Genomic DNA, 9,063 nt, shown 5'->3' with positions numbered 1-9,063 from the left:
GTAAATTTTTTTCTAAAAATATTAAGCTCAAATAAATCATTATCATTAAAAATATATGGAGTTGGAATATATAAATCATTATAATTAGGTTGACTATTTTTTATAAACGATATTTTCAAATCTCCCTCAATGTCTCCTGTTGGAATAAATAAAAATTTTGAGGGAATATCATTTTTATTTATTCCATTTGTTTCCAATATCAAGTATCCTTGATGTCTTATAGTATCTAATTCAGTTGTTTTTCTTTCCTGTGAAAAAGCAGAGAACTTTAAAATAATAAATAAAAAGTAAATATATAGTTTCATATCAATTTGTTTTTCTAATTACACCTGGAGCACCATTATCAGGATGAGACTCTACCTTTTTATTTTCCTTTGGAGTTAAATAATATGACGTTATAGAACCTGGAGAATTAACTCTACCCATAAATGCCCTAACACCATTATTATTTATAGATGGATAGCTGTAATTATAAGTACCCGTTCCCCCTCCTCCAATTTGATTGTTATTTCCTTGTTCATTCATTGAAATATTATCCATAATGTTACCTGGATCACCATGACTAGCGCCTAGATTATGCCCGATTTCGTGAATAAATGTTCCCTTAATCAAACTGTCTTCGTCGCCTCCAGGAAAACCTCCTAAAACAGAAGTTATTTTATCTTGATTTAATGTAACTGACGACGCATTTGCCTGCCCAAAATGATTATCTTTACTTTCCCCTCCAATGGAAACAACATTTCCAAAACGAGCTGTTGTATCTCCAACTTCAACAACATCTGAATAAGCTTTTTCATAAGCAGCATCTTTATCGGCAACTTCACTTGCACTTAATTCCATTACTACATATGTAGTATTCCCATTAGTATCTTTAAAAGAACGAGCTTCTCCATTATTGTTATATGAATTGATTGCATTGTTTAAACCTTGTGCCTGTTTCTTATTTAGTCCATGATAATAATAATTTGCTTTAACTCTAAAAGGATCATTTTTAGTGCCTGAACCTGTAACAATTCCATCTTTGCCATCAGGATCTATTACTAATGTTGGATTATTGAAAGCATAATTATATGCTGAAGTCCAAGGGTAATTATGCGCATGAGGATCCATATTCATAAAACGACCAAGTGAGGGATCATAATTCCTTGCTCCATAGTCGTACATGTTAAGTCCCAGCTCGTCTTGAAGCTCTTTTCCGTTGTACTTATACTTTAAACCATCATTCGTAGAAGACGTATTTCCATTATATCCATTATGTTTTAATCCAAACGGGTAATAGTTGTTTTCCTCCTGAATAACAAGGTTTTTATCATAACTTACACGAATGTTGCCCAAATGATCCTTGTACTGATAAATGTATTTATAAGAACTTCCTGTACATTCTACAAAACCTTCTGTAGTTGGAAAAAACTTAAGTATCGGTGTTGTCGCTGTTGTCTTTACATATTGATATCCATCTAAATAATCTGTAGTGGTAATATTAGCGCCATCAGTGACTACTTTTTGTACTTTTTCTCCTGTTGCATTATAAAGATAGACAATGTTACCTCCACTGCCAAAAGTTATTTTAGTTGGCAAGTTTAGATAGTTGTAAACAATAGAAGTGATATTTTTATTAGCATCGGTAATCATGTTTCCGTTGGCATCATAACTGTAGTCATCTCCGGTATTGCTTCCGTCTATAAAACCTGTTGTTTTATTACTGCTGTCCGCTACCTTCATCAACTGGTTTGTTGTATTGCTGTCCGAATAACTGTAGATAAGATTATCAATTTGCGTGGCAGTTGACTCATTTCCTCCATTACGTAAAAGGGTCATGATATTTCCATTCTTATCGTAAGTCAAACTTTCGTTATAGGCATTATTAACCGCAACTGATCCTCTCTTAAATATTGCCGATTTTAACCTGTTTAGATTGTCATAGTAATATCCATAAGCCCGAATTACAGGAGTTACCTCTGATGCGCTTGTCCATTGGGTTTCGGCAATGTTTCCATTATACAGCAAAGCGGCACCCGTGGTATTTGTATTATTATAACTAAGTTTAAAGGCAAATAAATCCTTAGGATCACCTGATTTTGTAAGCGTACTGATATCATTTATGTTTGTGAGCCATCCTCTGATATTATAGGTGTAATCTATTTTTTGAGTTGGGGATGTTGTTGTATTTCCAACTTTTTTTAAAATTAACTGCCCTAATTCATCATAAGTGTTATCTGTCATAAGCTCCCCGGTAGTAGCTCCATTAATATAGTGCGTCTGTGTCAGCAATCGGTCCTGGGCAGAATACGTAAAAGCGTCCTTTGTTAAAAGTTCAGTATCAGTATTGAGTCTCTTATGTCCGGTAAGAGTATACTTTAGCTGGCCCGAGAAAGCATCTAGTTTATGATCTGTATAAGTATAGCCTCCTAAATAGTTTTGAGTATAGGACCTAATTGTTCTTGCTTTAGCATCATAAAAAATCGCTGATGTCTCTCCTAAAGATGCAGTACTGGTTGTACACACTCTTACCCATGAAGCTGCTGCAAGCCCTTTTATCTGTGATGTGCTCAAAGCAGTTTGTCCTTCTACCGTTGTTGGTATGGCAATGGCAGGAGCGTTACTTGGAAAAGTATAATTATCGTAATAATTGACCGTTAAAAGATTAAAACTTGTCGGCGCTACCAGATTAGTATAATACGCCTGAATTCCGTCTATACTACCAGAAGTTAACTTACTTTCATTAAGAACAGTTACTGTCGCGAGATTTTGAGCCTGCTGTAGAGTATTTCTACCAGCGGCTGTAGCTGGAGTTGCACTGGTCCATCCTGTGTAAACCGGACGATTAAAAGCATCATATTTGGTAATAAGCCATCCTGTAGAACTCAGGTCTGAAAATGGTGAATTGGCAGGACCTGTTGCAACCTGCCTGTCCAGTTTATCATACACAATAAACTCCCATTGTTTTCCGGGTAGTTTTTTCTCTACCAACCTGTTTCTGGAATCGTATTTATACTGATAACATAAATTATCTAAAATTAGCTGGCTACCATCGATTACAGCGCTAAAAGTACTTCCTGCCTGTGCCTGGAATCCAGGCAATAACCGGATAGAATTGGTTGCTGTTAAATTTAAAGAGCCACTTGCAGAAGTTACTACAGCCGTAGAAGTAATGTTGGTCGGATTATTGGTATTTAGCAAATCAGCCGCTTTTGGCGGAATTACGTAGGTTAGATTACCATAATTATCATACACATAATAAGTATCATATTTTTCATTTACTGTAGCAGTTCCAACAGTTCCGTAAGTTCTTTTAAGTACAACCCGTCCTTCCTTGTTCTTAAATTCTACAGTTGAGCCATTGCTTTCAATTGGGATGGTTGTAGTGTTTTCATCATATATAATATTTTTATATAATTGATTCGCAACATAAATGCCAGTTCCAATTCTATTTAAAGAGATTTCATACAAGCCAAGAGACGAGTTCCATAAGGCATTAGCGGCGTAATTCTTCACATTATTATTTACATCATTATCCACATTCGTTTCATAACTGCTTTTTATTGTATGATTATTCAGTGCCCAGTCACTTCCCGGAGCAGCTTGTTGTAACATGCGATTTAAAGGAGAATTTTCTAATTGTTTTTCACTGTACGGATTATTATTTGCTGCTCCGTAATTAGACTGATATTGTGCAACTAAATTCGAAACTAATACTGATTGATCTATAATTTTACCATCATTTTGAGTAGAAGCAAATGGAAGATATTCTTTAATTTGTCTCCCGAAACCATCATATTCAATAGGTGTAATAATATCTTTTCCACTGGATGTTGCCTGATAATTATTCTTTTGTACCGGCCTTCCCAGTCCATCAAAGTAGGTTATTGTTTGATTAGCCTGACTAATTGTAGGCGAAGCAATACTAATTGCAGAAGGTACTTTATACAAAGTGTTTTGTATTGAATTCTGATTTTGAATAACTGGTACCAAACTAGCACAATTAGCACTTGTTCCAGGAATTGTAGGACAATTATCAGAATTATTCAGCACATAATTTCCATATGGCTTTTCGCATTTTTGAGTAATCGAATTTAAAGGGTCTCCCAATCCGTCCAGATCATCATCCAAATACCAGGTATAAGTTACATCACAAAATAGATTTTTAGTAAAAGTAAAACTACAGCCATTCCATTGAGAAGGGGAGTTTGTAAGATAAAAAATTAGCTCATTATTTACTATTCTTGCAGCAAAATTCGCCAATAAAGTACCTGATGAATTAGAGAGCTGCCCCAATTCCATGTTTGGTAGAGACGGAGAAATTGTCAAGGTTGCGACAGTACCAATTTTCAAATAACTGAGTGCTGCCCAAGTAGCTGATATATTTATACTTAAAACATTATTATTTATGGTAATCGTTCCTCCTCCTGAACCAGTTTGCCCGTTATTATTTAAATTAGTAACAGCAATATTTTGAGAATAATTTGGATAAACCTGAGCCTGAAGCTGACCAAATATCATTAAAAAGAAAATCAGGTAATAATTGTATTTTTTCATCATTTTCAGATTAGTTTTGATATTGGTAATTATTTTGAGATAGTATATTGTTATTTTTATCTTTTATAAACTGCAATCTTCCAAAACTATCATACGTGTAGATAATTTTATCGTCTTTGGCGTCGGTTATGGTACTAACACCTACCGAAGGAATATAAGTGTAAGTCGTTATCTGACTGTTTGACAATGCAGCATTATTTCTCAAACCATTAATTGCAGTCAAATTATTTTCATCATAAGCATTTAATGCTGTTGTCGAAATACCGAGAGCGACAGCTATTTGTTCATATGTAGCATTCTCAATTTTTGCAATGGGAACTGTTTTTCCATATCCCCATAAAATGATAACACTGCTGCCATTTTCCATAGTATATTGTTGAATATTTCCTTTTGAATCGTATTGGTTAAAAGTGACTTTTTTTTCTGAACTGGCAAAAGTAGTCCCATTTGTACCTTTTCCGAAGAAAATATATTTAGGCAAAATCAGATTATTAGTTGTAAAATCTTTGGCATAGCCAAGATTTGACCTTGAAAGCAATTCTGTATTTTTTCGTGTTTCTGTCACCAACGGAATACCGGTCATTTTAGCATCAACCATGATTTGTTCGATATTATCCAGAGTTGGATAATCGTTTGCATATAAATACGTTGCAGATAGTTGATCATTATTACTATCCCAATTTGTAATTGTTCTTATTTTACCCTGACTATTGTAGGTATACGATTCTTTATTGGTTACTGTTTTACCGTTAAAATATTCATTAGAATTTGTAGAGTCTAGCATATACCTTGCTGAGTTTAGCGGATAAACTTCGAATTTATATTGTACTCCACTTAAAATATTATCATTATAATAAGCATTAATTAGTGGTGGAGTGGCATCATAATCGTTTCCACAAGGAACTCCATAACTACCAAAGGATTTTAATACCGGTTTAATACCTATAAAGACAGGATTTGATCCTATTGTTGAATAAAAATATGTTTTATCAGAAAGCAGAGTACCTGTTTTATTGTAGTTTTCCTCCTTACTAATCAAACCATTTGTTAGATTAGGAATATTAGGTAATCCTGTTTTGCTTTTATTGGGAATGTTGTTGTAATAAAATGTTCTCTTTCCATTGTTATTTAATTCAGTGTCTACAATCTCAATTTCCTCAACTTTGTCATAACCTATAGGATTTCCTCCATTTGTACCAAAGTCATCAGATGCAAGGCTTATTTTTTTAGCAAATGCAATATATTCATATGAATTCCCCCCGGTAACGCCACCACTGCTTTTAGCATTATAATGAAGCATTGTAATGGGTTCAAACTTATTCAGTAATTTACCTCCATAATATTTAATTTGTTTATTTGAAGTTATAATACCAAATTTTGAATAATTTTTAATTGATTTTATTCTCATTCCACATTGATTACTAATCGACGTATCCACATATATATCATCATAGTATTTAAACCTGGAATTCACATTAGAAGAATGATAGAAATTATCTGCATAATTTAAATTATCGGGCATATATGCAGTAACAATATAACTTACTGAGGCATCTGCATCATACGGAACAAGAAGTGTTTCATTCCATTGTTTAGTACTATTATTATTAGTGTAATCAACATTATACACAGATGCCAATTCCCATTTCTTTATTACTGTTGTAGTAGGTGTTCCGTTAATTGTTTTAATTTTAGAAAATTCTATGTATGCCCCAATCATTTCCTGATAAGTCCAAGGTGCTCTGTTTACATTGTAACCGCTTATTACATTGGTGAAGTCAATTGTTACCTCTTTTGATAATTTAAATGTTTTTGTTAATGTATTTCCAGAGTCATTATTATCAAGAATAGAATTGTTCTTATAAGCCATAGCATTTTTATACACTTCTGGTATAAATTGATTCGAAAACGAATTTGGTTCATATTCAAATTGAGAATATCCTCCAGTTGGATAAGTAATTTTGGTAAGCATATTTGTTCCTGCAAAATAATTATCAGTATATCTGTTCGCAGTATTATAAGCAAATTTAAAATAAGGTTTCTTCACTACGCCATTTAACATTGTGCTAAATACTGAAGCTAAATCGTAATGAAAGTAATCAAGATTAGGAATATAGGTTGTATTATACTGCCCGTTATAATATCCCCAAATATCTACAGCAAAAGAATTCTTTTGAGGCAATAAGATATCTGTTTTATAATTAAAAAAATACGAAGGTTTACTTGTATCAGCTGTTCCGTTACTTTCATAACCAATTTCTTTTACCGAATCAAGTTTTAATCTTTTGTTAAGTTCTCCTAAAATGTTGTTAGAATTAATTCCATCGGTATTATTACCGAAATAAGTATAATTGAAATTATAAGATTTAATTTTAGTATTATTTGGAACTGAAAAAACGTCTATTGATTTCAGTCTTTTAATTTTTGTTGAATTAGGAGAAGCAATATCATCACGATCCTCCAAATTGAAAACAATAGAAGCTGTTGAGCTTTCTATCTTTGTTAATGTTTTTTTATTAGAAGTTGTAAATGATGAATGTTTAGCCACTGTGCCAGGGGGTACCGATCCTGAACCTGTTAAAGAGGGGCCAATGAAATCGATCGATTCAGTATAATAATAACTTATCATAGGTTCCGTTATATAAGTATAGTTGATAACTTTTCCGTTAGGTAGTACAATCCTGCTTAATTTAAAAGTATATCCTGAAATAGCCAAATCTGCTGCCACATGCGAATCTTCAAGCACATAAAATTCAAATATCTTACCATCTAGCGTCTTTGCCCTAACACCACCAGAGCCCACTTCAAAACTAATATCCTCACTTTTGTTGTCCAGCATAACTATTTGGTAAGTGTCTGGATTTATATAAAATTTCCCCGAATAACCATTAAAGTTATACGAAAAAATATCGGGTTGTCTTTTACCCGCCAGTAAATCTGTCATGACACAATAGGAATCCTTATAAGCATTTCCGCCATCTTCTAAACAGGGTGGTGATGCCACTGCTCTACCAATTTCTAAGAGAGAATAATAATCTCCCGGATAAATAAACCTATTTTTAAATTCAGTTGTAGATGGTTCGCCCTCACAACTATAACGCTGATTGTGATCTAAATCAGTCTCTCCTCTTACTTCAACACTTATTGTTCCTTCGGGACTTAAATCCCATCCTAGCCCTACCCATGTAGCTTCATCTGCTACTTTTATACCCGAACTATGATAACTTAGGGTAATTGGTATTTCTAATCCTTCTTCTTTAATAGAATATAAGGGAACAGCTATTTCTGCAGTTCCAGTATAATATCCAATAGGAATATCTCCAAATCTACCCAGCAATGCTGCTTCGGGTGAACTCGGAATATTTATTTTTGGTGTGTAGGTAGAAATTGCCTGTGAAAAAGTTTGGTTTGAAATAAAAAGAAATAAAAATGCAAAAATGTAAAAATGTAGTGGCTGATTATTTTTCATTAAAATATTTTTTGTTAAGACAATATTAACTTTTTTTTTATTACAAATATTTAATTAGTAAATAATTACTAAATATTTAATAATAAGTCATATTTCTTACTAAAAATATTGTTAAAAATTAATTATCTCACCTTTAAGTACTTTTTTAACGGTCTTATATCATTTTAAAATAAAAAAACAGTCCGACGGTTATTTTGATTTTTATGCGATATTATTATAAATTTCTGATTTTCTGTAAATCTTAAATGCAATAATATCCACCAACAAATTTTACGCATTACTCCCCTTCTCCTTTTTTTTGCCAATGTATCACAATCAATTTGTCCAGCTCTCTTGTAAACCTGAATGCTGGACTTGTAAGAGTAGAAAAATCTTCATTATTTATTTGACGTACATCTAAAATCATATCAGGATTAGAATTTGAGTTACTTGTAACTGATATAATTCTAAATAGGTTAATACTTGATTTTGACATGATAATTGGTGATGCACCAACTGAATTTGCAAACGAAATACTTCAATCTTCCTGACCAGCTAAATCAAAACCAGCAACAGTCCGTACCCAACATTAAGTTTTCCTTTATTATTTACTGCATTTCTTAAAATACCATCACTGGATAATTCTTTCATTTTTTCATTCGTTACGTCTCAATTAGTAGTTCTTAAACTAATTCCCACTCCTTGTATTGATGAGTTTATTATATTCAAATGATCAGAACCGGCGCCACTCCTAATAAATGTATCACCAGCTTTACCAAAATCATATGTTGTTATATGTGCTAAGTTATTAATACCACATAATAATGAAACTGTTGCACTTTCGTTATAATTAAGTCATTAAACTTTGTCCTGTAGCCACAGAGTTTCTTAATTAAAATACAGTACTTACATTATGTAGAACTGCTAATTTAGCAACAGGAGGTGTCGTAGTTCCAATCCCTAAATTACCATTTCTTCCTATTTCAAATAAGATTTTGCTAAAACTGGAAAATCTAAATGCTGGTGATATTAACGTTGTGAAATCATTAGCTCCAGCTAGTATCTTACCCCATAGTTAT

3 protein-coding genes are annotated in these 9,063 nt (G+C 32.8%); all 3 read right to left on the bottom strand.

Features of this window, described 5'->3' with window-relative positions; translation table 11 throughout:
* On the bottom strand, nucleotides 1–305 hold a 305-nt coding region (locus ACIDC4_RS12875), incomplete at its 3' end, for a hypothetical protein (RefSeq protein WP_488381144.1).
* A gap of 1 nt (nucleotide 306) precedes the next feature.
* Complete coding sequence (locus ACIDC4_RS12870) at nucleotides 307–4,539, bottom strand: DUF6443 domain-containing protein (protein WP_412042953.1); 4,233 nt, start codon at nucleotides 4,537–4,539, stop codon at nucleotides 307–309.
* Nucleotides 4,540–4,546: 7 nt separating this feature from the next.
* A complete protein-coding gene (locus tag ACIDC4_RS12865) occupies nucleotides 4,547–8,005 on the bottom strand; it encodes a hypothetical protein (protein WP_412042952.1) in 3,459 nt (1,152 codons plus the stop codon).
* Nucleotides 8,006–9,063 lie beyond the last annotated feature (1,058 nt).

Source organism: Flavobacterium sp. C3NV, assembly GCF_046825355.2.
Classification (GTDB): domain Bacteria; phylum Bacteroidota; class Bacteroidia; order Flavobacteriales; family Flavobacteriaceae; genus Flavobacterium.
The sequence above is the reverse complement of the archived record's forward strand: the minus strand, read 5'-3'. Positions and strand labels throughout refer to the sequence as shown.